Here is a 26,394-nt window from a genome sequence, read left to right on the forward strand (position 1 = left end):
AAATGCATTGATATGATTAGGAACTATCTCAAAGTTGCTCTTAGAAACATTCTCAGACAGAAGTTTTTTGCAGTTATTAATATCAGCGGGCTGGCCATTGGCATATCTTGCTGCCTGCTTATTTTGGCCTATGTAAGCGAGGAGTTTAGCTATGATAATTTTCACCCTGAAAAAGAAAATATTTATCGAATAGCCTTAGACCGGAAGTTTCCTGATAACGCCTTTGTTTATGCCCGTACTCCCATGCCAATGGGCACAACCCTGGCCACCGATGTGCCCACCGTTACTTCATTTACTCGCATTTATGCAGCCTTTAACTCCCTCACATTTGTGGATGAAGACCGTCAGTTCGATGAGCGAAATGTAATGGCAGTAGACTCAACCTTCTTCGATTTCTTTGCTGTAGAATTTGTGGCGGGCGATAAAAACACAGCACTCGACATGCCCAACTCGCTGGTTGTAACGGAAGATATGGCCAGAAAATACTTTGGAGACGAACCGGCTGTGGGTAAACAGCTAACTATACAAAATGTGGGTGAAGTAATGGTTAGAGGGGTAGTGAAGCCAATGCCCGTAAACAGTCACTTTCATTTCGATTTTCTGTTTTCATTGAGCACTATTCCTAGCTTGTATCAGAATAATTTTTGGGGCTCTTACAATACGCATACCTATATAAAACTAGAACCTGGAACTTCGGTGGAAAGCATTGAGGCCAGTATTCGGCAGATTGTAAAGACCTATATGGAGCCTCAGGTACAGAATATTTTAGGCATAAGCTGGGCTCAGTATGAGGAGGCTGGTAACGACCACCGGTATTTTCTTCAGCCCCTGGAGTCAATTCATCTCAACTCAAACCTTCAGTGGGAAATAGAGCCCAATGGCAATAAGACAGTCGTTCATTTATTCCTGGCCATATCTATATTCATTCTTCTCATTGCCTGCATCAACTTTATTAATCTTACAACGGCACGGGCGGCCAATAGAGCGCGCGAGGTGGGTATGCGCAAGGTGCTTGGTGCACTCAAAAACCAGCTCATAGGTCAATTTTTGGTAGAGTCAATTATTATGTGTCTGCTAGCTACTGTGTTGGCCACCGGAATGGCCTCACTACTCTTACCTTTTTTCAATCAATTGGCCGGAAAATCATTCAGCATTGAAGGTTTGCTTAGCACAGAGGTATGCCTGGGACTGGCGGCCTTTTCCATGGCTTTAGGCATATTGGCTGGTTTATACCCGGCCTTTGTGCTTTCGGCATTCAAGCCGGTAGTTGTGCTTAAGGGCAAGGCCAGTATGGGAGCCAGAAATTCCTGGTTACGCAATACCCTGGTAATTCTTCAGTTTGGTATCTCCATTATTCTTGTGATTGGTACACTCATTATCTATCAGCAAATCAATTACATGGTCAACAAGCCTCTTGGCTTTGATAGAGATCAGCTGGTTATAGTAGAAAGAGCAGGCATGATGGGGCAGGAGATTGAGACGTTTAAAAACATACTATTGGACAACCCGAATATTAGTTCGGCAGCCGGAGTAAACACCTTTCCCGGCCGACAGGTAAATGGCGGAACTTTTATGGACGTGCAGGGAAGCGCCAGCGACCGGTATTTAATTCCGAACTTAAGAGGAGATTATGATTTGATTGAAACCATGGGGCTTGAAGTGATTGATGGGCGAGCTTTTGACCGCAACATAGTAACAGATACCACTGCCATTATAATCAACGAAGCAGCCGTGCGTACTTTTGGATGGAGCGATCCAATTGGCAAACAATTGCAGCCTATTAATGGGCCAATCTATAACGTGATTGGGGTGGTAAAAGACTTCCACTTTGAATCGTTGCATCAAAACATTGGGCCTTTGGCCTTGATGGCCTCCGACTTGCGAAACGGAGCCGGACTTATGGTATTAAAAATGGGCAACGAAAATGTGGCTTCAACCATGGCTACTATAGAACAAGCCTGGAGTAATTTTGTGCCTCAGCGCCCTCTACAACTCACCTTTGTAGATCAGGAGTTTGGGGCACTGTATGAGGCAGAAAGAAGGAGTGGCCGGTTGTTTTCTTCCTTTGCGGTACTGGCCATAGTTATAGCCTGTTTGGGAGCCTTCGGACTGGCGGCATTTTTGGCTACTCAACGCAGAAAGGAAATTGGTATTAGAAAAGTACTTGGGGCTTCAGTGAGTAGCATTGTTCGTCTGCTGAGTATGGAGTTTGTAAAACTCATATTGTTGGCCAATCTCTTGGCCTGGCCTTTAGCTTACTATTTAATGCAGCAATGGCTAAGCAGCTTTGCCTATGCGGTGGGGGTTAATCTGTGGTATTTTGGAATAGCCACAATTGTCTCTATTCTGATAGCTCTATTGACTATATCATTCCATAGCATAAGAGCGGCTCTTATGAACCCCTCTCATACATTGCATACGGAATAATCTATTTGGTGAAGAAGGGAGTCCTTATTGTCCTTTTACGATTTGACGAATCTTAAGAAATACAAAACCAAAGATCATCAAATAACCAGTTGCCATTAGGGTAAGTGTTGTTTCAATTGCCATATCTCTTTCTTAATGTTTATTCAAAATTGAGACATTTGGGCAGGGTATGACTGAGCGATTTGCTCAAATTGTTTTCTACGTATTTTGCGTAGACGGCCTATGGTTTACCCTATGGCCTAGGGCTATCTCCACCGTATACGATTAAACTTTTTGGCCTTCACAAAGCTATCGGGGATATTCTTTACAATACTTTCTCTGAGGCTTTCCAGTACCGCTTCTTTATTGAATCCCTTATGTACAGCCAGACTTATCTCTCGGGTAGGCTCTGGCTTTTCGAAGCGTTTTATGCGCAAATCATCCATTTGATCTATTACTGAAAGTTCAGGTACAAGGGTGTAGCCCATGTGGTTTTTTACCAGGTTGCGCAATGTTTCAATGGAGCCACTTTCATAACTAATGTTTTCCATTTTGGACGAGCGCCTTTGGTTGCAAAGAGAAAGTACCTGATCGCGCAGGCAATGCCCCTGATTGAGCAGCCATAAGCCTTTCTCGGGCAATTGCTCGGGAGTAACAGATCTGCGGGCAAAAAGTGGGTGCTGTTCGGCAACGTAGAGTAAAAAAGGCTCGTTGTACAGCGGGATTTCACGGATGTTGGATTCATCGAGAGGGGTGGCCAAAATACCAATGTCCAGCAGATCGTGTTTGATGTCATGGATAATTTGTTCCGATTCAATTTCCCTTACCTTCAGCGAAATTTTTGGATTGTTATCAGTGAAGTGTTTTAAAAAACGAGGCATAAGATAGGGCGCAACGGTAGGAATTACGCCAATGCGGAATACCCCACTCATGGCATCTTTCTCCGTATTTACATAGTCTTTCAAACCATTTACCTCTCTCAGAATTTGGCGAGCCCTATCTATGATCTGTCGCCCGGTTTTTGTCGGTTCTATAGGGTGCTTGGACCGGTCGAAAATCAATGTCCCCATTTCGTTTTCCAGCTTTTTTATTTGCAGCGTTAGCGTGGGCTGCGTAACAAAGCAACTGTCGGCTGCCGTAACAAAATGGCGGTGAGTGTCTAAGGCAACGATGTACTCTAATTGTTGTAATGTCATATTTATGAAATCAATAGAGAGTAAAGGAACATATAAATTCTAAATATAGTTGGATTATTGTATGAGTACAGTAAAAACAGAACTTAAAACAGAAATGCAAATGGGAATACAAGCAGATTCACCAGTAGTTGAAAAACTCAACCAACTTTTAATTAATTATCAGGTGCACTACCAAAACCTCAGACTTTTTCACTGGAACGTGAAGGGGCCTTTTTTCTTTGTGTTGCACGATAAATTTGAAGAACTCTACAGAGAAGCTGCCGAAAAGATAGATGAGATTGCCGAAAGGGTGCTGGCTCTGGGGGGCACTCCCAAAGGTTCGTTAAAAAACATTGTATCCAACGCACATGTAGAATCTCATGAGGAGATAATGGAGGCCAATAAAATGGTAGAAGCTGTTGTAACGGCCAACAAAATTCTAATTGGCAACCTCAATGAGTTGCTCGATGCGGCCGGTAAGACCAACGATGAGGGAACTACGGATATCTTTACCTCCTATATTCAGGAGCTCGAGAAACAAAACTGGATGTTCAAATCTTATTTACAATAGCCTATGAATTTCCATACCAGAAAATGGGTGAAACCGGAAGACCTTAACCCCAACGGAACACTATTTGGGGGGAGTCTTCTGGCTTGGATCGATGAGGAGGCAGCGCTTTATGCGGTGGTTCAATTGGAGAATAAACATGTGGTAACCAAGTTTATTTCGGAGATCAACTTTATCTCAGCTCCTCGGCAGGGCGATATTATTGAAATAGGAATAGAGGCAGTGGCTTTTGGAACCACCTCCATTACCATGAGGTGTGAGGTGAGAAATAAAATCACCAGAGAAGATATTCTCTCTATTGATAAGATAATAATGGTTAACCTGGGAGAAGATGGTAAACCTAAGCCGCATGGTAAAACCAAAATAGAGTATGTGAAAGATAGACTCTCTTCGTAGTATACGAATGAAGTCCTCGTGTTTAAAAAGATTCAAGAACCTGTTTACTCGTAAGCAGGTTCTTGTGGTATCTTAAGTTTTCCTTATTACCTGTGACTGTCATAATCTTCCAGCATGCTTAGGTAGCTCATGTAGCGTTCAGGAAAAATTTCTCCGTCTTCCAGAGCTTCTACTATCCGGCATCCGGGTTCGTTTACATGCAGACAGTTGTTGAAACGACATTCACCCAAATGCTCCCTCATTTCAGGAAAGTAATGACTAATTTCTTCAGGTTCCATATCTACCAGACCAAGCTCTTTGATACCGGGAGTATCAATGACTTTGGAAACGCCATCTATATCGAACATTTCGGCAAATGTAGTGGTGTGTGTGCCTTTATTTGCAAAGGCCGATACCTCTCCGGTTTTCTGTTTTAACCCGGGTATCAGGGCGTTGAGCAAAGTGGATTTGCCTACTCCTGAGTGCCCTGCAATGAGTGTTGTTTTATTTTTGAGGTATGATAGAACCGTGTCAATTCCTTCTTGGGTTTCGAGCGAAATAAGGTCGGTAGTATAGCCAATATGCTCATACATTTCTTGCCATTCATTTACCTTCTCAAGCTCTTTTTCGTTTAGCAGGTCTTTCTTGTTAAAGATAACCAGGCTTGGAATTCGAAACGATTCGGCACTTACCAGAAACCGATCGATGAACCCCTGAGAGGTTCTCGGAAATGACACCGTAGCCAATAAAAGTGTTTGGTCTAGATTAGAGGCCAGTATATGCGAAAACCCACTCTTACGTGTAGATTTCCTGATCAGATAGTTTTCTCTGTTTAAAATGCCCGTTATAAGCCCCGTATTTTCATGCTGTTCATCAGGCTCAAGTTCAACAAAATCGCCCACGGCAATGGGGTTGTTTACTTTTAACCCTTTTTGCTTGAATTTACCCCTTAGCCTGCTTTGGTAAACTTTTCCATCTTCGGCTTTTACATCATACCAACTGCCGGTCGATTTGTATACCTGCCCCTTCATTGTAAAATCCCTTTTAAATGACGCATTATTTTTTCCGTGGCTCCGGCATTTTCAAGCACATAGTTTTGGCAAATGGTCGAGGCAACTTCTCGTTCTTCTTTATTCATTAGTTTTTTTAGAGCCTCATAGGCCTCCTGCTTATTGGCAATGGCAATAGCTCCTCCAAGTTCAATAAGTTCGGTAGACTCAGGAAACTTTTCCAAACCCTTATTGCCAAATGTAACCGGCAATCCAAAGGCAACGGCTTCGAGTATGTTGTGTAGCCCATCGCCAAATGCTCCGCCAATGTAGGCAAAGTGGCCATATTGGTAAACGGAAGAGAGCATTCCAATGGTATCTAATATGAGCACAGCAGTGTTTTCTAAGTTTTTGCTGTCGGTGTACAGGCTATAATCTACCGATAGGTGCCTGGTGATTTTATTGAGAGCTTCCGGCTCTACAAGGTGAGGAGCAATAATCACTTTGATCTTTCCGGAAAAGTCATGGATGAACTGTTCAATTACCAGCATATCTTCTGGCCATGCGCTACCCACAATCAGGGTAGTGTAATCTTTCGTCCAGCGTGCAATTTCCGGGTAGTGCTGAGGCTTAGATATGGTTTGAATCACCCTGTCGAATCGGGTGTCTCCAGAAACAGAGGCTCGATCTATTCCTATGGACTTAAGCATTTGAAGCGAAGACTGATTTTGTACAAAGAGGTGGTCGAACCTATGCAGCATTTTGCGGTAAAAGGCCCCATACTTTTTAAAGAAGATGTGTTTTGGAGTAAAAAGTGCAGAGATAGAAACAAGGGGGACTCGCTGCTCGCTGCAGGCCTTAAGGTAGAAATGCCAGAATTCATATTTTATGAACACCGCCATTTCGGGTTTAAGAGTCTCTACAAATCGCCTGGCATTTTTGGGTGTATCTAATGGAAGATAACATACCCAACTGGCTACGGGATGGTTTTTTCGATACAAAAAGCCGGAGGGTGAAAAGAAACTGACTACCAGTTGGTGGTTAGGGAATTGTTGGCGCACAGACTGCATCACCGGCAGCCCCTGCTCGAACTCTCCCAACGAAGCCGCGTGAAACCAAATCACGGGCTCCTGGTGTTCCGCTTTGAAATGTTCTAGCTGAGACCATATCTTCTGGCGGCCTCTCACAAACTCTTTTGCTTTAGTATTGAACATGCCCGCCATTCTAATAATGGCTCCATAACAGTATATGGCAATGGTATAAAGGGCAGACATTTTGTTTCTTCAGGATAATAAGCCCCAAAGATAGAGGCTTTGTCCGATCCTTGGGCTAATTCTTTGCGCTCTTATACCGCGCATGTATTGCTCAATTAAATTCGATTGAAAAATTCGTAACTTGTTGAGGCAATTCAAACTCAATGAAAAAGCTATTTTTTGCTTCCCTTATACTTTTTTTAGCGGCTTGTACAGAAGAAGGTCCTACCATTACCGAACCTGCGTCCGGTTCTTTTCAATTCAATATTTCGCGCCATACCATTAATAATTCGGCCACTTTAGAAGCAACGGTGGAGAAGAATGTTGTGCCGGCTCAGGTGTTTAATAGAAATGGTTCACAAATACGATCGATAGAACTGGTTGATCTAAAAGCGACCATACAGAATTACAACAATAGCGGGTCGGCCGAAGAGCGTATGACGCTTATTTTGCAGACAAGAATAGATGATCAGCTCACGGAAATAGGCAGGTTGGAAGAACTGGTTCTTGAAAATAAGTCGGGTATTGTTTTATTTGAAGAAGGAAACAGTAAGTCGGTTTTATCTTCTGCCCAAGTAGGAAGTTTGGAAGCAATTCTCGATAATTACGAACCATTCAGCTTTGTGCTGACCACTCAATTGAACAAGACTGTAGACAGTGACTTCTCTGTCGTATTATCACTGAATGTAAACCTAATGGTGGCCCATGATTGATTTTGTTGAGCCCCAGGCGTTACTTTCCTTTGCTGCACTAACTAACTAAATTATTAACATTAACTATTTAATCATGCAAAAACGTCTTTTACCATTTTTATCACTGTTACTGGTGATTTGGGGATGTGGAGATGCTGGCATTGAGTCAGACATTTCTAAAAATGTGGCTATCGACCCGATTGAAGTTCAGCTATCTGTACCTCCCATTTTTGTTGGACAAAGAGTTGATGAAACTCCACCAATCAACACAAACACCGGAGCCATTGATATATCTGACAACGAATTCAGTGAATATCTGGACGATGCGGAGCGCTTTACCATTAACAAAATTACTTACAGTATTGTAGGATTTCCGCAAAACAGCGAAGCCGATTTGGATTTGAGTATAGACATTGAGATTGGTCAGAACACCCAAGAGTTACTTTCTATTTTGGTGGCCGATGCACAGTCTAATGTAACCGATGTAGTATTGTTTGAAGCGGGAACTCCCGGAAACGTAAACCTCAACGCAATTGCAGACCTGGAGAACGCATTGCTTAATGGCCAAACTTTTGCCATGGATATTGAAATTATAGGCAGAGATGTGCTCTTGAGAGAGGAGGAAGTAAACTTCCAGTTGGTGTTCAAATTTGATGTAACTACAAGAATTAAACTTGACTAATCTTCAACCAAAAGATGATCATGAAAAGAATTAACAGACTTTTAATAGCCGGCCTTATGTTGTTTAGTACAACCTTTGGCCTAAAGGCACAATTGGATTTCGATTCGTTTTTGGAGGCTGGTATTGTAGATGCCAACAAACTTCTTCAAAACTACATGCAGCCTGCCTTCGAAGGTTTTGGCTATGGCCTGGCCAGCGGATGGTACAACACGGCTAAAACTCACAAAACTCTCGGTTTCGATTTATCTCTGACTATTTCTGCGGCTCGTGTGCCTTCCTCGGCCGAGTTTTTCACCTTCAGAAATTCAGACTACAGCAATGTGCGATACGATGGTGGTGCTTCTGTGGATATTCCAACCATGTTTGGTCCCAATCTTGGCGCAGACGACCTGCCACAGCTAACTTTTCTTGACCCCGATACTGGCGATGAGATTGTGAGAATTTCTGCGCCTACCGGTTTAGGGGTTGAAGAAGGCTTTATGCCCTTCAATGCTGTGCCGGTGCCAATGGCACAAATAGGTATTGGTTTACCTAAGGGCTTTGAGCTTAAGCTACGGTATGTTCCTGAGCAAACTATTGAAGAAGATGGTAGCGTGAAGCTTTTTGGTATTGGCCTAATGCACGATATTAAGCAGTGGTTGCCGGGTGAAAAAATTCTTCCTTTTGATCTTTCGGCCTTTGTAGGTTACACCAGCATGACCGCTCAAGCGTTCATAGATGTAGATCAGGATCAGGTAGCCGAGTTCGATGCCAGCTCCCTGGTAGTACAAGCGGTAATTTCTAAGAAAATACTCTTCATGACGGCTTTTGCCGGTCTTGGATACTCAAACTACGATATCGGACTTAATCTACTCGGTACATATACTACCGAAACTTCATCGTTTACTGATCCTATAAGCCTGAGCTACAAGAACAATGGAATAAGAACCAATGTTGGAGTTCGAATGAAACTTCTTTTCCTTACCCTCACCGGTGAATACGCCTTCCAGGAGTACAACACCATGTCTTTGGGTGTGGGCTTTTCTTTCAGATAAGATAAGCAAGAGAAAAGTTAAAAAAGGCTGCTTTGGTTTTACTAAGGCAGCCTTTTTCTTGTGTGGTAAGAAAGGTAACAGGCTTCTTAAAGAAGCGGAGTATATTTTTTTACCTGCCTTTAAAGTCAGGCTTTCTTTTTTCTACAAAGGCATTCATGCCTTCTTTCTGGTCTTCAGAAGCAAATAACATGTAGAAGTTTTTTCGCTCAAAATGGAGGCCTTCTTCCAAATGAACTTCAAACGATCGTTTAACAGACTCTTTGGCCATTTGCACAGCAATGGGCGACATTGCGGCAATTTCAGAGGCTAGTTTTGTGGCTTCTTCCAGATATAGTTCAACCGGCACTATTTTGTTCACTAGTTTATACCTGAGAGCTTCTTCAGCATCGATAAACTTTCCTGTAAGTACCAGTTCCATAGCCTTAGCTTTACCTAAAGCTTTGGTAAGGCGCTGCGTTCCTCCGGCTCCGGGCATCACACCAATTTTAATTTCAGGTTGCCCGAACTGAGCTGTTTCTGAAGCCACAATCATGTCGCAGGTCATGGCCAACTCGCAACCGCCTCCCAGGGCAAAGCCAGAGACAGCTGCTATAATTGGCTTGCGGGTTTTATTTATCTGATCCCAGGTGCTGAACTGATCGACCTTCCACATGTCTATGGTTCCTTTGCCAGCCATTTGCTTAATATCGGCACCGGCAGCAAATGCTCGTTCGTTTCCGGTAAGAATAATTACCCGAACATTGTCGTCATTATCTAGTTCTTTCAGGGCATCGCGCAGTTCGCCCATGAGCTGCAAATTCAGAGCGTTTAATTCTTTGGGTCGGTTAAGCTCAATTAAAGCAATGTATGGTGCGTGATCTTTGGTTACTTTTATAAATTCCATAGGTTTGATCGTTCAGAATGCTAAGTTAAAACAGTATGGTAAAATGGCTCAAGTGAAAGTGTTATTTGTGTGTTTGGGAAATATATGTCGCTCTCCGTTGGCCGAAGGTATTTTTCGGAACAAAATTGAGAAAAAAGGAATGGCCAGTCGGTTTGTAGTAGACTCGTGTGGTACTGCGGCTTATCATGTTGGGGAGCATCCTGATGGCAGGTCTGTGGCTAATGCCAGAAAAAATGGTGTGGAGTACGACCATTTGGGAAGGCAACTGAAAGAACAGGACTTCTATCGCTTTGACTATATACTGGCTATGGATGAATATAACCTGGCCGATATTCACCGACTACAGCCTGCCGATGCTAAAGCACAGGTAATGATGATGAGGGCCTTCGACCCAATGGATGAGAACGCCAATGTTCCCGACCCATACTATGGCGGAGAAGATGGGTTTCAGCTAGTGTTTGAAATACTGGAAAGGTCTACCGAACATCTTCTGGCCCGGCTTATGAAAGATCATTCCCTTAGCTAATGCACGATTATTATACCGAATTGCTTGGAAGTATGTTGTTTCAGGTGCTGGGCGATGACCTGACCATTGAAGGTATACTTATGCAAAGTGGTGGCGATATTAATATGGCCGTTTGTGTGCAAACCGCGCACGGTGATTTTTTTGTGAAATGGCACGAGGGAGGGTATGAAGACATGATGGAAAAAGAGGCACTTGGCCTTAAGCTACTCAAGAAAGTTCCCGGTCTTAAAGTACCTGAAGTGTTCGGCCATGGCCGCTTGAATGATATCTCGTTTTTGGTATTGGAGTTTTTGGAAAGAGGCAGAGAAGATGAAGTCTATTGGACCCGCCTTGGTGAGGCCCTGGCCGAACTACACCGCGTAAAGGGAGATAGCTTTGGTTTAGACCATGACAATTACATTGGTAGGTTGCAGCAATGCAATAAACCAACTCAAGATTGGGTATCGTTTTTTGCAGAATTTCGTTTGAACGCGCAGCTGGGTCTGGCTATTTATAATCAGCAGGTCAATCAGGAGTTTGTTAGAGATTTTAAGCAGTTTCTGCATAAACTGCCCGGATTAATGCCCGAATCGGAGCCTTCGTTGCTGCATGGCGATCTTTGGAGCGGCAATGCTTTTGGTTCTACCAAGGGCCCCGCGTTGTTCGATCCGGCTGTGTACTATGGTGCCCGCGAAATGGATTTGGCCATGACCCGTCTGTTTGGAGGGTTCAATCAGCGGTTTTATGAAGCATATGATGCAATCTACCCCTTGCCCGATGATTTCGATGCTCTGGTGGAAATATATAATCTATACCCACTGATGGTGCATGTAAATCTCTTTGGAGCCAACTCGGGTTATCTGGGCTCTGTCTGGAGAACCATTAAGAGGTATATATAGTCGCTGGTCAATAGTTACAGATCATTCCCTAAATGGCATCAACAATATCTAGTTAACTTTATAAACCATCTGGAAGTTATTTCTGGAACGCTGTTCAATAATCACCTGCTTGCCCTGCATCAACTCGTTAATTGTTTCTTGATTGTAGTTCTTTACGGTAATCATTTCCAAGCCCTCGTTGTAGTAAATGTTGAATTCTTCCATAAGAGCCGTGCGCAACTGCTCGCGCTTTTTGGGGTTGTCATCCATGCAAACGGTAAAAGTAATGGCCGAATTTTGCATGAGATTAATGGATAGGTTCAGTCGTTTGATGTGCTCAAATATGGTATAGATGTGATGTTCATTAATGAATGAAAAGTCGCTGATTTTAAAGGAAATAACCGTTTGCTTGTCTTTATGAATGATGGCCGGGTTTAAGTTGGGCACCTGGCATTCTTCGATTACCGTGCCACTGGCTTCCACCTGTTGAAAAGAGCGAACAAACAGTGGGATTTTCTTTTGTGCAAGTGGTTTGATGGTTTTGGGATGAATAACCGTAGCACCATAGTAAGTCATTTCGGCTGCCTCTTTATAAGGCAGTCGCTCATAGAGTTTGGTATTTTCAAATTTTTTAGGATCGGCATTGAGCACTCCGGGAACATCCTTCCAGATGGTTACCGACTCTGCGTTCATGCAAGTGGCAAATATAGCTGCGCTAAAATCGCTGCCTTCCCGACCAAGTGTAGTGGTATTATACTTGGCATTACTTCCTATAAACCCTTGCGTGAGCACTATCTTGTCTTTGAGTAGCGGAACTACTTGCGATTTAATCATGGCCTGGCTGGCACCCCAATCTACCATGGCCTGCCGGTGTGTGTTGTTGGTTTTTACCACTTTGCGAGCATCTACCCATTCATTGGTAATGCCTTGATGGGTTAGGTAAGCCGAAATAATTTTGGTGGATATAACCTCGGCAAGCGATACGGTTTGATCATAGATAAAATCATAGCCGGTGGCCGAACTGTAACTGTTTAGCCGCATCACCAATTGCTCGTAAATCTCTTCCAGGTCTTCCTGAAGCTGCTTTTGAGTAGCAATTTCCAGCCCTTTTACAATAGATAAGTGGAAGTTCTTTACGTCTTCAATGGCCTCTTCAAAAGGTTCCTGATCAATGGTTTTTGCTAAAATGGCTTCGAAGGCATTGGTCATTTTACCCATAGCAGAAACCACAACTACCAACTGCTCATTCTGGTGTGCCGCAATTATGCGAGCCATGTTCTGTACCGACTGGGCATCTTTTACAGAAGCTCCACCAAACTTAAATACTTTCAAGTGACCTTTTTAAATTTTACTATTTTCGCGCAAGTTATTAACGTTTGATTAGAATCAAATTATAACTCACCCATGGGAAAAGCTGAAAATTCGAGAATTGCCCTTCCGGTAGGCTCTAATCTCGACAGGTTCATAAACAAGAACCAAGAGGCATTTAAATATGCCACCGGAGAATTGTCACAACTGATTCGCGATTTGGCCTATGCAGGCAAGGTAGTGAACCGGGAAATCAACCGGGCCGGCTTAGCGGGCATCACCGGTGCCTACGGTTCGGAAAATGTGCAAGGGGAGGAGCAACAAAACCTCGATGTAGCTGCTAATATTCGGTTTACCAGAGCTCTCCAAAAAGGAGGAGAAGTAGCCGCTATTATTTCTGAGGAGGATGAGGACATTATTGATCTCAACAACCCCAGGTCTAAATACATTATCGCCATAGATCCTCTCGATGGATCGTCTAATATTGATGTGAACGTTTCTATCGGTACTATCTTTAGTATATATAGGCGTATTTCGCCCCTCGGTAGTCCTGTGCAGATGGAAGATGTGCTCCAGGCGGGTAAACATCAGGTGGCGGCAGGCTATATTTTATATGGCTCGTCTACAATGTTTGTATACACCACCGGCAAGGGGGTCAATGGGTTTACCTATGAGCCAAGCCTTGGCGAATACATACTTTCGCACCAGAACATGAAAATGCCTAAGGACGGAACCATTTATTCGGTAAATGAGGGTTCGTATAATTCCTTTGGTCCCGAGGTAAAGAAGTATATAGAGAAATGTAAGGAGCGCGGATACTCTGCCCGTTACATTGGCTCATTGGTAGCCGATTTTCATAGAAACTTGCTCAAAGGAGGTATTTACTTTTACCCATCTACAAGCAAAGCACCTAACGGTAAGTTAAGGCTTATGTATGAGTGCAATGCCTTGGCATTTATTGCAGAGCAGGCCGGAGGAAAAGCTACTGACGGAAAGAACCGAATTCTCGATATCGAGCCGGAAAGTCTGCACCAGCGTGTTCCCTTCTATGTGGGTAGCAAGCATATGGTAGAAGAGGCTTCGAGGTAGTTTGTGGTTCACGATTCATGGTTTATAGTTCATGGTTCACGGATTATAGTTCATGGATCATGGTTCATGGTTTTTCGTGTCAGTAATGAGCTGATCACAAAGGTGGCGCCTTGCGGTAGGTAGAGAAGTAGCGTCAGTTCACGGAAGAAACAGGGGGAAGAATAGTGGACAATGGGGGAGCTTGCTTTTGCCTAAGCCAGAGGCAAGCGCTTATTGGTTGGCTACTTGCTGTATTTCTTTCTGAACTCCACTTTTAGCAGTTCGCGTTCAATAATCATCTTGGTAATAACAGAGGCGGGGTTGTCTGTAGAGGTGGCCAGAGCTTCTTTGAGCTTTTCTTCGGAAACATCGATTCTATAGAGCACATTAACCAGTTGCTGAAAGTCTTTGGCTAAGAGGTCTTCTACCACTCGCATGATTTTTAAAAACGCCTCTTCGTAGGTGTACTCCTTTTTTTTGGCCAGTTGCAGGTAATCCTTGTCGAGCTGAAAATCCTTCTCGAAAAGCTTTAAACTCTGCTTGATATCTTTAGAATCAGACATGATCAAATTTAGGTAAAAGAGTTTTTCTAATTGTTAATGGGTGTATTAAGAAAACGAAAAATGCCACCGCTTTCGGGTGGCACTTAGTATGTTTTTGGTTATTTCATCGTCACCCTGAACCTGTCTGCCGAAAGGCAGGCTTGTTTTATGGTCTTTGCATGCTGAAAGGTAGATTCTGAAATAAATTCAGAATGACGACTACTCGGCCTCTTTTTCTTCTGGTGCTTCATCTGCCGGCTGCTCCATAAAAGATTCAGGAGCTATTTTGGCCAACAGGTTGTACCAGGTAACCAGTTTTTTGATGTCAGACACATATACGCGGTCCTCATCATAGTCGGGCAATATGTGCTTTAAAAAAGACTTCAGCTCTTCTCCGTCTGAGTTTTTATCCAGCCCCGTATCTCCTTCAAACTCTTCATGAATTTTTCGCATTACTTCAATAAGAGGAGTTGAGCCTTCCTGGGTATGGGTGTAGATAGAGATTTCAGATAAAATTGAAACTCTGGCATCGGCCCCTACTACCAGCTTGGTTTTCTTATCATCGAGCGATTCTAAAATTACACCTGCTTTAGAGGGTTTCAGTACCTTAAATAATCCGCCTTTTCCGGCTACTGCTGCTATCTCACCAAAATTCATATTGTTCTCAATTTATGCGGCAAAGTAAGTTTTAGTACAATCGAAAGACAAACAAAAAATCAATTTTCAAGAAGTGATTGAATATAGCTTGTGATTTGTTCTTTACCCAGGCCTGTCTCAGAAGAGGTCAGAAAAAATGGAGGCAATTCGGCCCAGTCTTTTTTCATCACCCTCTTAAACTTGGCCATGTTTTGTTGCCCCTTGTTTACGGATTGTTTATCGGCCTTAGTAAACACCAAAGCGAAAGGCACTCCATTTTCTCCCAGCCAGGTAATAAATTCCAAATCGATTTTTTGAGGGTCCAGCCGTGAGTCAATCAACACAAAAACAATCTGCAAGCTCTCTCTGTGAACCAAATAGTCTTCGATCATCAATGCCCAGGCATCTCTATTTTTTTTGCTGGTTTTGGCATAGCCATAGCCGGGCAAATCGACCAGATACCAAGAGTCATCGATCAAGAAATGATTGATGAGCTGTGTTTTGCCGGGTTTTCCTGAGGTTTTGGCCAGGTTCTTTCGCCCAGTGAGCATATTAATGAGTGAAGATTTTCCCACGTTAGATCGACCAATAAAAGCAATCTCAAACTTATCCGGTTTTGGGCATTGGTCGTAGCTGGGGCTGCTTATCAGGTATGTGGCTTGTTCGAACATTTCGCAAAGTTAGGGCTTATTCTTTGTTTGCCATCAGGGTAAAAACCTTTCAGCTCTATCTTGCTATTTGTTTCTCTTGCAGAGAACGCTGTGAACAATTGGCCTGATGCCATGCCGGAAAACACGGCATTAGAGCTACATCCAAATAAACACTGAATGGGAGAAGTGTTGGCTCGGGGGTGTTAATGCTAATTAGACTGAGGTTTTGCTTTCCATACTAAACCTGTACCTTTGCAAATCCTTGATATTGAGGATTAATCAAAAACAACAAATTATGCCAAAAGCAAAAAAAGGCGATAACGTAAAAGTGCACTATACCGGTAAGCTTAAAGATGGAACCATTTTCGACTCTTCTAAAGGTCGTGAACCATTGGCTTTTCAGGTTGGTGCCGGACAAATGATTAAGGGTTTTGATGCGGCTGTTGACGGTATGGAAATGGGAGATACTAAAGTGGCTGAAATTCCGGCTGCTGAGGCTTACGGAGAAGCAAGACAAGACCTGATTTTTGATGTGCCTAAGACAAATTTGCCGCCCGATTTAAAGCCAGAGGTAGGTCAGCAATTGGCCATGACTCAGCCCAACGGTCAACAAGTACCCGTAACCGTAGCTAAAGTTGAAGAAGACAAAGTAGTAATAGATGCCAACCATCAATTGGCAGGTAAAGACCTGGTGTTTGAAATTGAGTTGGTTGAAATAGCCTAGCTATTCTAAGAGTTCACCCGAAGGGAGGTGTGGCAGTGTTCGCTATTGGCTTTCGCAGTAAAGAAAGTTAACTCAGGCGCGCTGAAATGCCTCTCTTTTTAGTTTGTGAGCGATCGCTTTTTGAGCAATTCATTTATCATGTAATAGAGCATTTGTTCTTGCCCTACCATTTCGTCCATAACCAGATTTAGCTGAATGAGCGTAGTTTCCAAATGTTCTTTCTCGTGCGTTTGGCGATCCATGTACACCTCCAGAAACTTGGCAGTGGTGTTTTCCATCAAGATTTTTTGTAGCCCATAAATTCGGGTAAAAGCCTGAACTTCTTCAAAATCAAAATCGGAAGCCGCTTTTGTAGATTTGGCCGCTTCCCAGGCTGTTTCGGTCAAAAGTGCATCAATTAAAACCTGGCCATCGGTTATCACTTCAAAATCCATTCGTGGGCCTTTCACCAAAAGCTGTCTCACACTGTCTTGCTCATTGGCCACCATATTTCTTATTCTATCTCTAATTTTTCCATGGGTTACAGTCCATCGTTTTAGGGTAACGAAATTTTCTCCCAACTCCTGATAGATGTAATCAAGAGCCTTTTCCTTCGCCTTTTCGGCATTGCTTTTTTCTACCAATTGGCCAATAAAAAGAGCGAAAAGCACACTGAATACAATTAAGAACCCTTCGGTGAAGAGTTGCTTGATGCGATTGGTTTTAGGTTTCATAAAAGGTTTTTCAGGTTCTGGTTAAAAAAAGACCAAAGAGTCTGTTGAAAAAAATCCCAATTTGGTGGTAGTGCATGAAAACAGAAAGTGACTCACACACTAAAATAAGCATTACAACGGAATAGGATAATGCTGCTGATTCCAAGCTTTTTCTAACAAATTGCCCAATCCCCCTGTTTCCTTCGTATTATTGCACCCAAATTTGAGCAGATGACAGTAGTGCCTTATAAAGAAAAGCAGTCGGGGAAGAAAGAGCAGGTGGCCGAAATGTTCAACAACATTAGCAGACGTTATGACTTCCTCAATCATTTTCTAAGCCTTGGAATAGATATTCTATGGCGAAAGAAGGCCATCCGATTGCTCAAAAAAGACCAGCCCAAACAAATTTTAGATGTAGCCACAGGAACGGGAGACTTTGCTTTAGAGGCTTTGGCCCTAAACCCGGATCGGATAGTGGGAGTGGATATTTCTGAGGGCATGCTGGAAATGGGGCGTAAGAAAATGGAGCGCAAAGGTGTTGACCATATTATTGATATGCAGATGGGAGACAGCGAAAAGCTGCTCTTTGATGACAATACCTTCGATGCGGCTATCGTTGCTTTTGGTGTTAGGAATTTTGAAAACCTAAAGCAGGGACTCAGCGATATGTGCAGAGTGTTGAAGTCGGGAGGAAAGATTGTGGTTATTGAATTTTCACGACCAAAACGCTTCCCCATGAAGCAGCTCTACAATTTTTATTTTAAGTCGATTCTGCCGATTATTGGCAAGATAATTTCCAAGGATCAATCGGCTTATACCTATTTGCCGGAGTCAGTCGAGGCTTTTCCTGATGGACAGGATTTTCTCAATATCCTTACGGAAGTTGGATTTAAGAACGTAGAATGCAGGCCACTCACTTTTGGAATCAGTTCTATTTACATAGGGCAAAAATAATTACCCTCTTTTTACTTTGTGTGTGTGCGGCACTGGGAGCCCAGTCCAGAAAGCAAGGGGTTACCTTGCACCGCATAGATAGCGATAAGAAGAAAACCCAGTATGGTTTTTTTCTGGGAGCACATCAGAATTATTACGGTATTCGATATTCTGAGGCCTTTGAGAGCACTCAGTACGACCAGATTCACTCCATAGTCTCCGAAAAAAGTGCCGGGTTCAACCTTGGGTTTATGGTCAACTTTCGCCTGGCCGATCAGTTTACCCTAAGGCTTGTGCCGGTTAAAATTGGTCTTTATCAGAATACCGTAGCCTATCATAATGTAGATGGTAGCGTAGATAGACAGCTCATAGAGTCTACCCGGGTAGAACCCGGAATTTTCTTAAAATACCGCTCCATTCGGAGAGAAAACTCGCGTATGTATATCATTGCCGGAGTGAGTGGTTCGCTTAGAGCGGGCAAAGAAGACCTTGTGACCAACACCGACAGGTTAGAGATAAGAAGAATGGATGCTAAAGCAGAGATAGGCTTTGGGCTAGAGCGCTACTTCGAATTTTTTAAGTTCTCTCCGGAAATCAGGTATGCAAGAGGGTTTATGAATGTAATGAACAACTCCAGCAACTTTTACCATGACGGTATTTCGCGTATTACCACCCATAATTTTTCACTGTATCTCCATTTCTCCGATTAATGCGCCTTTGCTTCTAAGAGTTTTTACCGGCAAGTGTTTCATGTAATTTCCACTTAGCGCTTCATCTATTTTCTATTAACTTGGAGCTTTACTAGCTACAGAAACAATGCAAAAAACAGCTTTGATAACCGGGGCAAGTTCCGGAATAGGTTGGGCCACAGCCCTGGCACTGGCCGAGGAGGGTTTCCGACTGATTTTGTGTGGAAGAAGGAAAGAGAAACTAGAAGAACTGGCCGGTTTGGTGTCTGTAGACACTCACTTACTGGTGTTTGATGTTCGCCATAAAAAAGAAGTGGATGAGGCTCTGGTAGCTCTGCCTGATGGTTGGCAAACGGTAGATGTTTTGGTGAACAATGCAGGCAATGCCCACGGATTGTCTAAGTTGCACGAAGGCAATGTGGAAGACTGGGACGCCATGATAGATATTAATGTTAAGGGCTTGTTGTACATGACCCGGGCCATAGTGCCGGGTATGGTAGAGCGGCAAACCGGGCATGTAGTCAATGTAGGCTCCATTGCCGGTAAAGAGGTGTACCCCAATGGCAATGTGTATTGCGCATCAAAACATGCCGTAGATGCCATCAATCATGGCATGCGTATGGATTTGATGGGTACAGGAGTTAAGGTATCGCAGGTTTGTCCGGGCCTGGTAGAAACGGAGTTCTCTTTGGTACGTTTTAAAGGAGACAGTTCCAGAGCTGAATCGGTTTATCAGGGATATGAGCCCCTCACAGCTCATGATATTGCAGACCTTATTCGCTTTATTGTTACACGTCCGGCACACGTCAACATTGCCGATACACTAATTCTGCCAACCGCCCAGGTGGCCTCTACCATGGTGCATAAAACGCTTTAGAATGGAGGAAAATAAAAACGAAGAAAAAAGCGGAATACCTATACCACAGGTTTTTCTCAATACCGATACCGGAGGCCCAATAGAACGCTGCATTCAGTGCGACTATCAGGTTTTGGATGGCGGGCGCCACTACATGATCGAAAAAGTGTTTAAGCGCTATCCGGAGTTTAAAAAGACAGAGGTTTTGTTTGAGTATGCTATATGCAGCAAGTGTTATGAAGAAATGAAAGAAGCCATGTCGGCCGAAAGCATGCAGAATCTGTCGGCTTACATGATGGGCAATATGAACTTCAGCCAGTTGCAACAGCGTATGGAAGAAGAACCTGATAATCCGGACCATTGGCTGTCGTCTTGCCTCATAAAAGGCACCCCTAAGGAAGAACTCAGGGAGTATCAGATGGGGGCGTGCTTCAAAGGCGATCGGTTAGTTATGGACATGATGCCTCCCTTTTTAATTGGAGAAATGGCACTTGAAGAACTCAATGCGCTACTGTCTAAAGAGACCAAAGATGAAATGGATGGTTTTATGGGAGATCACTTTGGTATTCCTCCCGAACTAAGAAAAGACTTAATACTTATCTAATGAAGAGACTATTGTTGGTGGTTTGGCTGGGCGCATGCCTTTTGGGCTGTTCTTCCGATACCAAAGAATTGGAAGCGCCTGAAATTGGTGTTTCACTCGAGCTGGCGGAATACAGAAAGTCTGTTCTTTCAGGCATCAATTACAAACTGGAGTTTAGAGTGCCCGAAGAATTTGGTAGGCAAATACAGGCTTTAGAAGAGCTTACCTTCAATTTAGAGGACAATTCCAGAGATCTGCCTCTCGATTTTAAAGTGCCCCAAAGCCACCTGAAAGGTCTTGTGGTGAATGGCAAGAGCCAGCCGCTGGAGATAGTCAACGAACACATTGTTTTAAAGGCCCAAAACTTACAGAAAGGATACAACAAAGTAGAAGTGAATTTTTGGGCTGGAGAAACTTCTCTCAACCGCAAGGAAGACTTTCTTTATACCCTCTTTGTACCCGATAGGGCAAGAACTGCCTTTCCTTGCTTCGACCAGCCCAACCTGAAAGCCCGTTTTAATCTTACCCTGGACCTGCCGACTAATTGGAGTGCTATAGCCAATGCACCTGTTTCGCTGGCTCGTATAGTGAATAATCGAAAGAACATAATCTACGAAGAGTCTGATTTGATAAGCACCTACCTTTTCTCTTTTGTTGCCGGAGAGTTTAAGCGGGTAACACAAACGGTTAATGGTAGAACTTTTACCATGCTTCATAGAGAAACGGACGAAGAAAAGGTGGAGCGTAATAAAGACCTCATCTTCTCTCTTCACGCAGCCTCTCTCAAATGGTTGGAGCTATATACAGGTATAGAATACCCTTTCAAAAAGCTTGATTTTGCTCTAATTCCCAGTTTTCAGTATGGAGGAATGGAGCATGTGGGAGCCATACAATACCGAGCCAATAGTTTGTTTTTGGAAAAAGACCCTTCTCAAAATCAGTTATTGGGCAGAGCAAGCCTCATTGCTCATGAGGTAGCCCACATGTGGTTTGGCAATTTGGTGACTATGGACTGGTTCAACGATGTTTGGACCAAAGAGGTCTTTGCCAATTTTATGGCCTCTAAAATGGTCAACCCAAGTTTTCCCAACATCAATCACGATTTGAGTTTTCTGGTGAGACATTACCCATCGGCCTATGGTGTAGATCGTACTCAGGGAGCCAACCCTATTCGTCAGAATTTGCCTAACCTCAATGAAGCGGGGCAAATGTATGGAGCGATTATATACAATAAGGCGCCAATTATGATGCGTCAATTAGAGTCCTTACTGGGAGAACAGGCCTTTCAGTCGGGCATGCAAGAGTATCTGAGAACCTACGGCATGAAGAATGCCACCTGGCCCAATCTGATCGAAATTCTGGATAAAAGAACACAGGTCGACCTGAAGCGTTGGAGCGAGGTGTGGGTAAATACCTCAGGCAGACCGGTATTTGAATTGGAAACAATTAACAACGAAGGGCAAGTCGAATTGCAACTTAGCCAAAAAGATGTTTCCGGTAAAAACAGGGCCTGGCCACAGAGTTTTAGAATGAAGCTCTTCAATGCCGATAAAAAGGATAGAAAAGAGCTGTTAGTGGTAAGTGCCGACCAGCCCTATAAAGTGAAATTGGGAGCCGAATGGGCGAATTTTGAGGCTTTGGCCAACTCCAATGGCATGGGTTATGGCCTTTTTTCCTCATCGTACAGCCTACTTGTGAGTCAGTGGGAACGACTTAACGAAGTAGAGAAGGGTAGCCTTCTCATCAACATGTATGAGAACTTGCTCGAACCGGGCTTTATAGGGAGAGAAGGTCAATACAAACCCACCGAATACATAGAGTTGCTCAAGTGGTTTTTGATGAAAGAGAAAAATCAATTGCTCATCAACCTGGCATTGGGGCAGTTGCGGTCAGTTTACTGGAATTTGATTTCGGAAGATCAAAGGGCCAATCTGGCTCCCGATTTAGAGAGAACCTTGCTGCATTGCCTTAATGATATTCACGAAGATCCGTCAATCAAGAAAATATTCTTTAACACCTACAGCCAGTTGGTTACCACAACAGTGAACTTGCAACGATTGTACAGTATTTGGGCCAAAGATGGTATGGTTCAGATTTCGGGGCTCAACTTATCGGAGAATGATTATATAGGCCTTGCCGAAGATCTGGCCATTAAAATACCTGAAAGAGCCGAAGCCATTGTGGTTCAGCAGTTGGAACGTATAAAAAACCCTGATTCAAGAAAAAGATTTGAGTTTATTGCTCCAACACTCTCGGCCAGTGCCACAGTGCGCGATGCATTTTTTGAGACCCTGAAAGAGGAGAAAATGCGCGAAACAGAATCGTGGGTTCTAGCAGCTTTGAGTAATCTTCATCATCCGCTGCGCAGAGACCAGGCCAGAAGCTATATATTGCCAAGTCTGGAATTATTGCAGGAGATTCAACAAACGGGTGATATATTCTTCCCTACTCGTTGGTTAGATCAGACATTGGGTAGTCATAATTCACATGAGGTTGTGAAAGTGGTAGATGACTTCCTTGCAAAAAGGCCGCGATACAATGAACAGCTAAAAATGAAAATCTTGCAGTCGGTAGATATGGCTAGAAGGGCTAGCCAAATACTTGACAAAACGGCAAAAAAATAACCCCTCTTTCGAGCGGCTTTTTATTCATCTCATTTTTCTGACTAGATGATGTCACTTATTTAATCTATTGCCCCATTTTATAGCGACTCGGGTTTGTCATTTCAAGAGTAAAACTAAGCTGAGTTTAGATTAGTTCATAATGCATTGCATGAATTTTTTGTGAAGTTATTATGAGTTCTGAATAGATGATGGGATTTGTGAAGAACTTTCATAAAACTTGTTTCTACATTTTATCCCTTCGTTTGATACGATCATTTAAGGTCAGGTAATGGAAAGTTAGCAAAATTCTAAGTTCAATATTTTGCTGGTGTTCAAGAGGAATGAGTGAAGCCAATTGGCCAATACTAGCGGGACTAATGTCTCCTACGATATTGAGACGATTCAGGTAGTCAGTAACTGTTTTAACTTTTTTAGACTTCTTCTTCAAATAGTGAAATAAGGGGCTCCCTGACTTCAGGTTTAGTAAGATATATGTGGTTCCGTCCGGGCCGTATGATGCAAGTCCGTAGTCCCAGGTTTGAATGAAAAAGTGAGTGTCTAACTTTTGATATAGTTCCTGTTGGGCCGAAAAGTCTAATGGTATTTCAAATTCGGGGTAATTCTCTTCAGTGTATTCTATATACATGGCTATAGGGTCTTGCCCTGAGTTCTCACTTAGGTTAAAGAAGGTGCTGAGCTCGTGTTCGAAGAACTCCATGCAGAGTAATATGCTTTCCGTTTTATCTTCATCAAACTCTTTTAAAAGTCTCCTTTTGAGTTCGTATTTGAATAGCTGTGCTGAAGCTTGAAATGAAGTAACGATTAAGAATGTGGCTATTAGTATTCGGTTAACCATGGCCTGAGTTGACTATTTTTGAAGTATCTTTTCCTCCTGGAACCATTGTTTGGTACATCGCATAGCTCTCCGGAGAGGAGAAATTAAACTATTTTATAGGGTTACTTACTTATGTTGCAAGAAGCGCATTTCTGAACCTTGCCTCCATTTGTGTCTTCACAAATGGTTGTTAAAAGACGCTGTGAGGACACAGCTTATGGCTAGTATACTGGGCCTAACAAATGCGATCTAAATGAGTAACCCTACTATTTTATTCTAAGTTTTTCTGAACCACCACATTTCCGGTAGCCACAACTAATTGCCTAAACCGTTCTAATAATCCCTTTGAGTACGCTTTACATATTCATTCATTGCACATTCTTTTGTGTAAGGTTATTTCAGGACGATACAGGTTTCAAATAAAAAAAGCCCTGATGGCAACATCAGGGCTCTATATTCACTTTGCTTTTTAATTAGCCACCGATTTTAACGATAAGGTCAGCGGCTCTGTTAGAATAGCCTGCTTCGTTATCGTACCATCCTACTACTTTTACCAAGGTACCGGCAGCGGCAGTCAGTTCTGCATCGAAAATATTTGAGTGAGGGTTTCCAATAATGTCCACAGAAACAATTGGATCTTCGCAGTACTCAATAATGCCTTTCATTGGGCCTTCAGCGGCAGCTTTCATGGCCGCATTCACTTCTTCGGCAGTTACTTCTTTTTTCACCACTACAGTTAGGTCTGTCAATGAACCGTCCGGCACAGGGACCCTTAAAGCAATACCATCGAGTTTGCCGGCTAGGTGAGGAAGCACCAAACCTACAGCTTTGGCTGCTCCGGTAGAAGTTGGTATGATGGAAACCGCTCCGGCTCTGGCTCTTCTCAAGTCTTTGTGAGGAGCATCCTGAATTCTTTGGTCGGCCGTATAAGCGTGTACAGTAGAAATATAACCCTTTTCAATGCCAAAGGCATCGTCCAATACCTTAGCCATTGGAGCCAGGCAGTTGGTGGTACAAGAGGCGTTAGAAACAATGGTTTCGTTGCCGGTTAGAATATCTTCGTTTACTCCAAGCACTACCGTAGGGATGTTGCCTTTGGCAGGAGCAGAAATTACAACTTTTTTGGCTCCGGCCTGCAAGTGCCCTCCGGCTCCTTCTTCATCAACGAATCTACCAGTAGACTCAAGAACTACATCAACGCCCAACTTGCCCCAAGGAAGGTTCTTTGGTTCTTTTTCAGCGTAGATTTTAATTTCCTTGCCATTGACCACAATGCCGTCTGCAGTAGACGATACAGTGCCGTCAAATTTGCCGTGTACAGAATCGTACTTTAGCAGGTGGGCAAGGGTAGCAGTATCGGTCAGGTCATTGATCGCTACTACTTCAACGTTTTCTTTGCTCAATAACGCTTTGAAAGTCAGTCGTCCGATTCTTCCAAAACCATTAATGGCTACTCTAATTTTAGACATGTCCTTTTACGGTTTTATTTGTGATTGATGTGGCGCAAAACTAAGAAAGCCCTATGCCATTTCAAATATAAATCAATGTTGTCGTAAAGGGGTTCCATCGGAATCGATTGAAATATTTCAATGAAAATATTTTTGGAAATAAAAAACCGAAATCTATATTTGCACACCGAAAATCAAGGAGCTCTGAGGCAAATTGGTTTAAGGTTGTGAAAATCCTAACACGGTCCCTTCGTCTAGGGGTTAGGACGCCAGGTTTTCATCCTGGAAACAGGGGTTCGATTCCCCTAGGGACTGCTGAAAAGCCCGACATTTGTCGGGCTTTTTTTGTTATGCTCGTTTCAAAGATTAGGAAATCAGAAGGCTGTGTCCGTTCCTAATGAAAGGTGTTCATGAGTCGCCAAAGAAGCTTGGAGTGTCGACTCATTTCTACTCTTTCTATCAAAAAATGCCTATAAAAGGATAGTGTAAGGAGGAATCCTGATTGGGCTGGTTGGTTTAGAGAACTTACTGATCGGACTCTATTCTTCCCAATAGCTCAAATTTGAGTACAATTTCAAACCGCTCTCCGGAAGTCACCAGGTGAATGTTTTTACCTACGCCATCGAGCTTAATGTTAATTCTTCCTCTGGCCATGGTAGTGGTTATGAGAGCCAAGCCGTTGGCATTGGTGTTGCCAGGGTTTTCAGGATCAAAAATGGGGATCTCTGCAAATACTTCGTTGTTGTCGTTGTCCAGGGTAATGGTGTTCTCAACATCTACAATGGTAAAGTCGGTCAGACGTTCTGTGTAACCACCATCGGCAATAGCACTTAGGCTGGCTTCAAAGAGGCCAATGGAGTTGCCGCTTTCTATGCCTCTAATGTCGTAGTAGAGACCAACCAGTTGAGGGGCAATAATGGCCTTGCCGGCCGGAGCGTCAAAATCGTTGGTAGAAACAGCTATAAACTCATTGAGGCTAAGCAGATCTGTTCGGGCAATGTCTTCGTTGGGAGGTAAATCAGACCAATCAATTTCAATGGTATGGGTTAACTCACCACTTACAAACTCGTAGTTCGGACCGTCTTCATCGGGAAAACATCCGGTAAACATTAGAACCACTACAATGAGTAAAGACAGCTTCTTCATATAATTATTAATCTCTTGCAAACTTAAAACTTTTGGGGTTGTATATATTAGCTTTCCTGATTTTAACACATCTCTTTTCGAACAACCTTACCCGGCAACTTTCTCACCAATGGGCTTTGTTCCGGTATTTACGCATATGAGCGTCAATGACCTAACGTTCGAACTTGAGCCACAGGAAAATGCAACCACATTATTTTGTAAAACTTTGTGCATGAAGTCTACTGAATGACACCCTTACTTT

The 26,394-nt window shown here is 43.1% G+C and carries 27 protein-coding genes and 1 tRNA gene; 16 read left to right on the plus strand and 12 right to left on the minus strand.

The genetic code is table 11. The features are described from left to right. Positions 1-12 precede the first annotated feature (12 nt). Entirely contained in the window at positions 13-2,427 is a 2,415-nt protein-coding gene (locus tag IE164_RS11600; RefSeq protein WP_189630401.1) for an ABC transporter permease, read from the plus strand. A 245-nt stretch (positions 2,428-2,672) separates the two neighbouring features. Here IE164_RS11600 and IE164_RS11605 read toward each other — a convergent pair whose 3' ends face one another. After that, on the minus strand, positions 2,673-3,602 hold the full coding sequence (locus tag IE164_RS11605) for a LysR substrate-binding domain-containing protein (RefSeq protein ID WP_189630402.1): 930 nt from the start codon (positions 3,600-3,602) through the stop codon (positions 2,673-2,675). A 61-nt stretch (positions 3,603-3,663) separates the two neighbouring features. Here IE164_RS11605 and IE164_RS11610 point away from each other — a divergent pair, with 61 nt between their 5' ends. After that, positions 3,664-4,152: a Dps family protein gene (locus IE164_RS11610; RefSeq protein ID WP_189630403.1), complete on the plus strand. Its 489-nt coding sequence runs from the start codon at positions 3,664-3,666 to the stop codon at positions 4,150-4,152. 3 nt (positions 4,153-4,155) lie between these two features. Further along, positions 4,156-4,545 (plus strand): acyl-CoA thioesterase, encoded by a 390-nt coding sequence (locus IE164_RS11615; protein WP_189630404.1) that lies wholly within the window; start codon positions 4,156-4,158, stop codon positions 4,543-4,545. Positions 4,546-4,631: 86 nt separating this feature from the next. On the opposite strand, the gene rsgA is transcribed toward IE164_RS11615, so the two are convergent. Both rsgA and IE164_RS11625 read right to left on the minus strand, forming a co-directional pair. Continuing rightward, on the minus strand, positions 4,632-5,555 hold the full coding sequence (gene rsgA / locus IE164_RS11620) for a ribosome small subunit-dependent GTPase A (RefSeq protein ID WP_189630405.1): 924 nt from the start codon (positions 5,553-5,555) through the stop codon (positions 4,632-4,634). Continuing rightward, positions 5,552-6,787 carry a 3-deoxy-D-manno-octulosonic acid transferase gene (locus IE164_RS11625; RefSeq protein ID WP_189630406.1) on the minus strand — a complete coding sequence of 412 codons (1,236 nt, stop codon included), beginning with the start codon at positions 6,785-6,787 and terminating at the stop codon, positions 5,552-5,554. Before IE164_RS11625 ends, rsgA begins: the two co-directional genes overlap by 4 nt. Before the next feature lie 143 nt (positions 6,788-6,930). Between IE164_RS11625 and IE164_RS11630 the strand changes: the two genes are divergently transcribed. From IE164_RS11630 to IE164_RS11640, 3 genes are all read left to right on the plus strand, one after another. Then, a complete protein-coding gene (locus tag IE164_RS11630; protein ID WP_189630407.1) occupies positions 6,931-7,479 on the plus strand; it encodes a hypothetical protein in 549 nt (182 codons plus the stop codon). 73 nt (positions 7,480-7,552) lie between these two features. After that, positions 7,553-8,140, plus strand: a complete 588-nt coding sequence (locus IE164_RS11635) for a hypothetical protein (RefSeq protein ID WP_189630408.1) — start codon at positions 7,553-7,555, stop codon at positions 8,138-8,140. A gap of 20 nt (positions 8,141-8,160) precedes the next feature. After that, positions 8,161-9,174, plus strand: a complete 1,014-nt coding sequence (locus IE164_RS11640) for a DUF6588 family protein (RefSeq protein ID WP_189630409.1) — start codon at positions 8,161-8,163, stop codon at positions 9,172-9,174. A 109-nt stretch (positions 9,175-9,283) separates the two neighbouring features. Here the strand turns inward: IE164_RS11640 and IE164_RS11645 are convergent, their stop codons facing one another. Continuing rightward, positions 9,284-10,057 carry an enoyl-CoA hydratase-related protein gene (locus tag IE164_RS11645; RefSeq protein ID WP_189630410.1) on the minus strand — a complete coding sequence of 258 codons (774 nt, stop codon included), beginning with the start codon at positions 10,055-10,057 and terminating at the stop codon, positions 9,284-9,286. 43 nt (positions 10,058-10,100) lie between these two features. Here IE164_RS11645 and IE164_RS11650 point away from each other — a divergent pair, with 43 nt between their 5' ends. After that, a complete protein-coding gene (locus IE164_RS11650) occupies positions 10,101-10,583 on the plus strand; it encodes a low molecular weight protein-tyrosine-phosphatase (protein WP_189630411.1) in 483 nt (160 codons plus the stop codon). Further along, on the plus strand, positions 10,583-11,461 hold the full coding sequence (locus IE164_RS11655) for a fructosamine kinase family protein (RefSeq protein ID WP_189630412.1): 879 nt from the start codon (positions 10,583-10,585) through the stop codon (positions 11,459-11,461). Before IE164_RS11650 ends, IE164_RS11655 begins: the two co-directional genes overlap by 1 nt. A gap of 48 nt (positions 11,462-11,509) precedes the next feature. Here the strand turns inward: IE164_RS11655 and IE164_RS11660 are convergent, their stop codons facing one another. Then, positions 11,510-12,772 carry an aspartate kinase gene (locus IE164_RS11660; protein ID WP_189630413.1) on the minus strand — a complete coding sequence of 421 codons (1,263 nt, stop codon included), beginning with the start codon at positions 12,770-12,772 and terminating at the stop codon, positions 11,510-11,512. A gap of 72 nt (positions 12,773-12,844) precedes the next feature. On the opposite strand from IE164_RS11660, the gene fbp reads away from it, so the two are divergent. Next, positions 12,845-13,837 (plus strand): class 1 fructose-bisphosphatase, encoded by a 993-nt coding sequence (gene fbp, locus IE164_RS11665; protein WP_189630414.1) that lies wholly within the window; start codon positions 12,845-12,847, stop codon positions 13,835-13,837. A gap of 221 nt (positions 13,838-14,058) precedes the next feature. Here the strand turns inward: fbp and IE164_RS11670 are convergent, their stop codons facing one another. The 3 genes from IE164_RS11670 to yihA all read right to left on the minus strand — a co-directional run bounded on the left by IE164_RS11670 (position 14,059) and on the right by yihA (position 15,665). Next, positions 14,059-14,379: a hypothetical protein gene (locus IE164_RS11670; protein WP_189630415.1), complete on the minus strand. Its 321-nt coding sequence runs from the start codon at positions 14,377-14,379 to the stop codon at positions 14,059-14,061. 198 nt (positions 14,380-14,577) lie between these two features. Then, positions 14,578-15,015: a DUF5606 family protein gene (locus tag IE164_RS11675; RefSeq protein ID WP_189630416.1), complete on the minus strand. Its 438-nt coding sequence runs from the start codon at positions 15,013-15,015 to the stop codon at positions 14,578-14,580. Between the two features lie 59 nt (positions 15,016-15,074). Next, positions 15,075-15,665: a ribosome biogenesis GTP-binding protein YihA/YsxC gene (gene yihA / locus IE164_RS11680; RefSeq protein ID WP_189630417.1), complete on the minus strand. Its 591-nt coding sequence runs from the start codon at positions 15,663-15,665 to the stop codon at positions 15,075-15,077. A gap of 274 nt (positions 15,666-15,939) precedes the next feature. Here yihA and IE164_RS11685 point away from each other — a divergent pair, with 274 nt between their 5' ends. Then, a complete protein-coding gene (locus IE164_RS11685) occupies positions 15,940-16,368 on the plus strand; it encodes an FKBP-type peptidyl-prolyl cis-trans isomerase (protein ID WP_189630418.1) in 429 nt (142 codons plus the stop codon). A gap of 98 nt (positions 16,369-16,466) precedes the next feature. Here IE164_RS11685 and IE164_RS11690 read toward each other — a convergent pair whose 3' ends face one another. Beyond that, the gene (locus tag IE164_RS11690; RefSeq protein ID WP_189630419.1) at positions 16,467-17,081 is read right to left on the minus strand and encodes a hypothetical protein; all 615 of its coding nucleotides are present in this window, start codon (positions 17,079-17,081) and stop codon (positions 16,467-16,469) included. Positions 17,082-17,291: 210 nt separating this feature from the next. Here IE164_RS11690 and ubiE point away from each other — a divergent pair, with 210 nt between their 5' ends. The 5 genes from ubiE to IE164_RS11715 all read left to right on the plus strand — a co-directional run bounded on the left by ubiE (position 17,292) and on the right by IE164_RS11715 (position 22,745). Further along, on the plus strand, positions 17,292-18,014 hold the full coding sequence (gene ubiE / locus IE164_RS11695) for a bifunctional demethylmenaquinone methyltransferase/2-methoxy-6-polyprenyl-1,4-benzoquinol methylase UbiE (RefSeq protein WP_189630420.1): 723 nt from the start codon (positions 17,292-17,294) through the stop codon (positions 18,012-18,014). Continuing rightward, a complete protein-coding gene (porT, locus tag IE164_RS11700) occupies positions 17,963-18,703 on the plus strand; it encodes a type IX secretion/gliding motility protein PorT/SprT (RefSeq protein WP_189630421.1) in 741 nt (246 codons plus the stop codon). Before ubiE ends, porT begins: the two co-directional genes overlap by 52 nt. Positions 18,704-18,809: 106 nt before the next feature. Beyond that, complete coding sequence (locus IE164_RS11705; RefSeq protein WP_189630422.1) at positions 18,810-19,559, plus strand: SDR family NAD(P)-dependent oxidoreductase; 750 nt, start codon at positions 18,810-18,812, stop codon at positions 19,557-19,559. Between the two features lies 1 nt (position 19,560). Continuing rightward, complete coding sequence (locus IE164_RS11710) at positions 19,561-20,142, plus strand: hypothetical protein (RefSeq protein WP_189630423.1); 582 nt, start codon at positions 19,561-19,563, stop codon at positions 20,140-20,142. Continuing rightward, positions 20,142-22,745 carry a M1 family metallopeptidase gene (locus IE164_RS11715; RefSeq protein ID WP_189630424.1) on the plus strand — a complete coding sequence of 868 codons (2,604 nt, stop codon included), beginning with the start codon at positions 20,142-20,144 and terminating at the stop codon, positions 22,743-22,745. The genes IE164_RS11710 and IE164_RS11715 overlap by 1 nt, the downstream gene beginning before the upstream one ends. A gap of 223 nt (positions 22,746-22,968) precedes the next feature. Here IE164_RS11715 and IE164_RS11720 read toward each other — a convergent pair whose 3' ends face one another. Beyond that, complete coding sequence (locus IE164_RS11720; protein WP_189630425.1) at positions 22,969-23,580, minus strand: hypothetical protein; 612 nt, start codon at positions 23,578-23,580, stop codon at positions 22,969-22,971. Between the two features lie 452 nt (positions 23,581-24,032). Continuing rightward, positions 24,033-25,028, minus strand: a complete 996-nt coding sequence (gene gap, locus IE164_RS11725) for a type I glyceraldehyde-3-phosphate dehydrogenase (RefSeq protein WP_189630426.1) — start codon at positions 25,026-25,028, stop codon at positions 24,033-24,035. A gap of 222 nt (positions 25,029-25,250) precedes the next feature. Between gap and IE164_RS11730 the strand changes: the two genes are divergently transcribed. Beyond that, positions 25,251-25,322: transfer RNA gene (locus tag IE164_RS11730), tRNA-Glu, on the plus strand. A gap of 210 nt (positions 25,323-25,532) precedes the next feature. Here IE164_RS11730 and IE164_RS11735 read toward each other — a convergent pair. Then, entirely contained in the window at positions 25,533-26,153 is a 621-nt protein-coding gene (locus IE164_RS11735) for a hypothetical protein (RefSeq protein WP_189630427.1), read from the minus strand. Positions 26,154-26,394: the final 241 nt, after the last annotated feature.

Origin of the sequence: Roseivirga thermotolerans (genome assembly GCF_014653175.1) — a bacterium.
Taxonomy (GTDB): domain Bacteria; phylum Bacteroidota; class Bacteroidia; order Cytophagales; family Cyclobacteriaceae; genus Roseivirga; species Roseivirga thermotolerans.